Below are 5,126 nucleotides of genomic sequence, written 5' to 3'. Positions count from 1 at the left end.
TTTTAGCGTATGTAAAAGTAAGATAAAATAATCCATTACTCAAGTTATAAAATGCTTGCAGCTTATAAATATGAAACTTTTTGAAAATTGTTATTTCGCATAATCTACCTATTTAAAACACTTACGGCTACTTTAAGTATAGAAAGCAACTTGAAATACCACACATTTAATACTTTATTTAATTGTTTTTGGTAAATTATCTATTTTTCCCTTTGTACCAATCAAGATGTGTAAGTAAAACCTTATAAACAAAAAGACAGAACCGAAAGTTATTTCATTCATGGTGATAAAGACTATGAGAAGGTTTAGTGATTTTTAATGAAACCTGGATTCTATTCTATGGTACTGCCGATTCAAAAATTGCTGCAGCTACGTCTAAAAAATTAGGCTATTAAAAATGACCTCCATTAGCTATCTAATTATATTGACAGAAAAAATACAAAAGACGTTGCCTAATATTTTGTTTTATAGTATATGTAAAAATGGATACCTAAAAACTAGGATAATTATGAAAATCACATTTTATTAAACATAATTAAAAGTAATTGAAATTATTTTTAATTAAATTTAAATATCATTGAATTTTCCTCAATCATACGGTTAATTTATTAGGATTCATTTAAAATATTCCTATATTTATAAAAACGATTATTTATGACCAACAAGCATCTATTCTCTTCGTATGACCTACTTCCAAAAACTTGGGACGAAATGTATAACGAGAGTTCTTCGTTTAGATTACAATACGAAGAATTTATAAAATATTTAGAAAAAACTTCTCCTGAAAAACTCACAAAAAAAGAAGATTTATCTAAGCAATTATTTATGAGTCAAGGGGTTACATTTACCGTTTATAATGACAATGAAGGTATTGAAAAGATTTTTCCTTTTGATATAGTTCCAAGAATATTAACTGCTAAAGAATGGAATAAAATTGAAACGGGTATAAAGCAACGTCTTAAAGCTTTAAACCTGTTCATTAAAGATATTTACAATGAACAATTTATTATTAAAGATGGTATAATCCCAGGAGAATTAATTTATTCTTGTCCAAATTTTTTACGTGAAATGAAAGGCGTAAAAGTACCTCATGATGTTTATGTACATATTTCAGGGGTAGATTTAATTCGGAACAACGATGGCGAATTTTATGTGCTTGAAGATAATTTAAGGACACCATCCGGAGTGAGTTATATGCTTGAAAACAGAGAAATTTCTAAGCGATTATTCCCTGGAATTTTACCTCAAACCAAAGTACGTTCGGTATCCAATTACCCGAATATGTTATACAAAAAGCTTAAAGAATTATCAGACAAAACCGACCCGAAAATCGTTTTACTTACACCAGGTATTTATAATTCAGCATATTACGAACATACTACATTAGCAAGGTTAATGGGTATTGAATTGGTTGAAGGTAGTGACTTGGTTGTTAAAAATCATTTTGTATTCATGAAAACCACTAATGGTTTAAAACAAGTAGATGTTATTTACCGCCGCGTTGATGACGATTTTTTAGATCCGTTAGAATTTAATGCAAAAAGTGTTTTAGGTGTAGCTGGAATTATGGCTGCATATAGAAAAGGCAATGTAAATATTGTAAATGCTCCTGGTACTGGCATTGCCGATGATAAAGCTATTTACATTTATGTGCCAGATATGATAAAATATTATTTGAATGAAGAACCTATTTTAAAAAATATTGAAACCTTCCAATTAGGAATTCCTGAAGAGCTAGAGCATGTAACTAAAAACATTAAAGACATGGTTATTAAAAAAACCGATGGAAGTGGTGGTTACGGTATGCTTATGGGACATGAGGCTACGGATGAAGAAATAAAAGATTATCTTGAAAACGTTGCAAAAAAGCCTGAAAATTTTATTGCTCAGCCTATTTTACGTCTATCCACAGCACCATGTTATATTGATGGCAAATTATCTCCACGATGTATTGATTTAAGACCCTTTGCCTTGTCCGGTAGAGATGGTATAGATATTTGTCCTGGTGGACTTACTCGAGTTGCCTTAAAAAAAGGGTCTTTGGTGGTTAACAGTTCACAAGGTGGCGGAAGTAAAGACACATGGGTTATTGAATAAATATGAAAAAACAATTAATATATGTTAAGTAGAGTAGCAAATAATCTTATTTGGTTAGATAGATACATGGAACGTGGAAATGGCATTTTAAGTTTGCTAAAAGTAAACTATTATGCAAACCAAGACTCTCCCGAATTGTTTTCTTGGACACCAATCATGAAAACATTCACGCCGTTCGATAATGAATTTTTCACAGAAGACCCCATAGAGTGTATTAATTTTATGGTGCTAAATCCTGATAATTCAAACTCAATTTTAAACATAGTTACCAAAGCGCGCGAAAATGCAAGAAGTGTTCAGGAGCATATATCAAGAGAATTATGGTTGTGTATTAATAATTATTACTTGTATCTTTCAAGTAAGGACTTACCAAAGAAACTAGAAGAAGATCCTGTTCATTTTTTAGAAGATTTAAGAAAACATCACCTTATCTATTATGGAACCTCAGACATCACTCAAGAGCGTGGCACTTCCTATTATTTTATGAATGTTGGCAAATTTTTGGAACGAGTTATTCTTATTTCAGATTTTACATCACTTAAACTTACTGATATTGGGAATACTTCTGATAGTTTAGAAAAAAGTTTCTACTGGAAAAACTTGCTTTTATCCATTGGAGGATATCAACTTTATTTAAAAACGCATAAATCTACTTTCAATGAAGAACATGTAATTAAAATGGTTTTCCAAGATAAATTATTTCCAAGGTCTGTATATTATTGTATTAATAAACTTAGCAAACATATAAATCAACTTATTGATAGTAATGAACTTGAAAAAAACAAAATAGACTTTTTACTTGGTAAGTTAGAAAGCACCATTAAATACACAACTATTGAAAATATTAACTCGCAAGGTTTAGATAATTTCATTAATGATATTAAAGAAGATATTAGAAATATTTCTTTAAATATTAATGCCGTTTACTTTTCTCAAAATAATTGATTCACAAAACTCATGGCCACATTTTATATTAAGCATATTACAAAATACAGTTATAATAGTAACGTTATTGATGGCGCTACACTTATAAGACTGCATCCTATTAATGATGATTACCAAAAAGTAACCTCGCATTTAATATCTGTTACTAACAACCCCTATATTGAAACTTTTATTGATTTTTTCGATAATCGAGTTGGCACATTTATGATTACTGAACCGCATACAGAATTAAATATAATATCAGAGATTGAGGTTACGACTACTGATAGAATATTTCCAGATGATAGTGCTGATATTGCTTCTCAATGGGAAGAATTGAAACGGATACAAAACACTATAGAGCTTATAGATTACACAAAACATAAACCATTTAAGGGAAGTCAGGATATTAAAGATATTATTTTAAATGGAATGCTTAAAACAAAATCGCCTTTTAAAGCGGCGTTAGAATTATGTGAATATGTACATAATAATTTTGAATACAAACCTGGTATTACGGATGTAAATACGCCACTTGAAGATGCTTGGAAATTACAAGCAGGTGTTTGTCAAGATTTCACTAATGTATTATTAATAATGATTAAAATACTGGGTATTCCTGCACGATATGTTAGTGGCTATATTTGCCCTAATGACGCCATTACCCGAGGTGTTGGCGCGACGCATGCATGGGTTGAAGTTTACATTCCATATTATGGTTGGTTAGGTATTGACCCTACAAATAATGCCATTGCAAATGAAAATCATGTAAGACTAGCAGTAGGGCGAAATTATAACGATTGCTCACCAGTTAAAGGTGTATACAAAGGTAATAGTGAGGCAAAAATGGAAGTTAGCGTTGACGTAAATACAACAAAAAGAAAAGCTTCAATTCCTGAATTTAACACGACTATTCTAGACAACAACAATAGTTATCAACGTAATGTAGAAATGAAGCAGGAACAAGGACAGCAACAACAGCAACAGCAACAATAGGTTATTTTTTTCTATCAATTACATAATTAACCATAAGGACTAATGACTTTTTAAACTGAGAGTCTGGATATGTTTTTAGTAATTGAAGTGCTTCATCTTGAAATGCCTCCATCTTAGTTATGGCATAATTTAAGCCGCCATTATTTTTTACAAAAGCAATAACTTCCTTAACTCGTTTGGTGTCTTTATTATGGTTTTTAATGGAATTAATAAGCCACTTTTTATCTTTTTTTGATGCCTGGTTTAATACATAAATCAAAGGCAATGTCATTTTTTGCTCTTTAATATCAATACCTGTTGGTTTCCCTATTTGGGCATCGCCATAATCAAATAAATCATCTTTTATTTGAAATGCCATACCAATTAACTCTCCAAATTTCCGCATGGTTTCAACATGCTCCGAATCTGGCTTTACTGAGGCTGCACCCAAACTACAACAAGCCGCTATTAAAGTTGCTGTTTTTTGACGAATAATTTCATAATAAACCTCTTCAGTAATATCTAATTTTCGGGCTTTTTCAATTTGAAGTAACTCGCCTTCACTCATTTCGCGAACTGCTATTGAAATAATTTTAAGTAAATCGAAATCATTATTATCAATGGACAGAAGTAAACCTTTTGATAGCAAAAAATCACCAATTAAAACGGCTATTTTATTTTTCCAAAGGGCGTTTACAGAGAAAAAACCTCGCCGGCGATTACTATCATCAACCACATCATCATGCACTAAGGTAGCTGTGTGAATCAATTCTATTACCGATGCGCCTCTATAAGTTCGCTCACTAATTTCACCATTAGACACCATTTTAGCCACCAGAAAAACAAACATTGGTCGCATTTGCTTGCCTTTTCGGTTTACAATATAATGTGTAATTCTGTTTAACAAAGCTACTTTGCTTGACATGGAAAGCTGGAACTTTTGCTCAAAAAGTTCCATTTCATAGGCTATGGGTTGCTTTATTTGTTCTACTACTTTCAAATGGCTGGTTTAAAGAAATTCAAATATAGGTTTTAGTATAGAGTTATTTAACTTTTATTGGCTAATTGTCCGCAGGCTGCATCAATGTCTTTACCTCTACTTCGTCTTACGGTAACTGTAATGTGATTGC

Annotated in this window: 4 protein-coding genes; 3 read left to right on the top strand and 1 reads right to left on the bottom strand. The window is 31.3% G+C overall.

The window, feature by feature from the left end:
• Positions 1-654 precede the first annotated feature (654 nt).
• From WBN21_RS02600 to WBN21_RS02590, 3 genes are read left to right on the top strand one after another with little or no spacing between them, the layout of a single operon-like run.
• Positions 655-2,097, top strand: a complete 1,443-nt coding sequence (locus WBN21_RS02600) for a circularly permuted type 2 ATP-grasp protein (RefSeq protein ID WP_424197744.1) — start codon at positions 655-657, stop codon at positions 2,095-2,097.
• Positions 2,098-2,118: 21 nt separating this feature from the next.
• Complete coding sequence (locus tag WBN21_RS02595; RefSeq protein WP_424197743.1) at positions 2,119-3,042, top strand: alpha-E domain-containing protein; 924 nt, start codon at positions 2,119-2,121, stop codon at positions 3,040-3,042.
• Positions 3,043-3,054: 12 nt separating this feature from the next.
• A complete protein-coding gene (locus WBN21_RS02590) occupies positions 3,055-4,017 on the top strand; it encodes a transglutaminase family protein (protein WP_424197742.1) in 963 nt (320 codons plus the stop codon).
• Between the two features lies 1 nt (position 4,018).
• Here WBN21_RS02590 and WBN21_RS02585 read toward each other — a convergent pair whose 3' ends face one another.
• Positions 4,019-4,996 carry a polyprenyl synthetase family protein gene (locus WBN21_RS02585; protein ID WP_424197741.1) on the bottom strand — a complete coding sequence of 326 codons (978 nt, stop codon included), beginning with the start codon at positions 4,994-4,996 and terminating at the stop codon, positions 4,019-4,021.
• Between the last annotated feature and the right edge of the window lie 130 nt (positions 4,997-5,126).

The sequence above is a fragment of the Algibacter sp. genome (genome assembly GCF_049667265.1).
Taxonomy (GTDB): Bacteria; Bacteroidota; Bacteroidia; order Flavobacteriales; family Flavobacteriaceae; genus Algibacter_B.
This window is presented reverse-complemented; position numbering and strand designations above follow the sequence as displayed.